The organism is Neobacillus drentensis, assembly GCF_036965245.1.
In the GTDB taxonomy this organism is placed as follows: domain Bacteria; phylum Bacillota; class Bacilli; order Bacillales; family Cytobacillaceae; genus Neobacillus; species Neobacillus drentensis_G.
This window is the reverse complement of sequence record NZ_JBALPG010000113.1, coordinates 10,776-11,108: the sequence shown is the minus strand read 5'-3', so window position 1 is coordinate 11,108 and position 333 is coordinate 10,776.

The window sequence follows — 333 nt, the reverse complement described above, 5'->3', positions numbered from 1 at the left end:
ACCAGATACGACTCTTAGGTATGCCAAGATTACTCATGAGCGAAAGCGAGAGCAACATAAAAAGTATCTGATTCAATAGGTTGCTGTCTATTTGACTTATACTGCGTAATAAAAAACTATTTTAAACTTGAGGGTATTAAGAACTAGAGCGGAAAAGCAAAATGGCAAGCGACAACACTCCTAAGTATGCTCCATTACCGTTTTCGAAAGTGGAAACTTCATGTATTGGACGGAAATAGAATCTACTGGGGAGTAGAAAGAATAGTGATAATGGCTGATTTGAATAGATTTTCAAATCGGCCTATTTTTGTTTATAAGAATACAATAGTAATT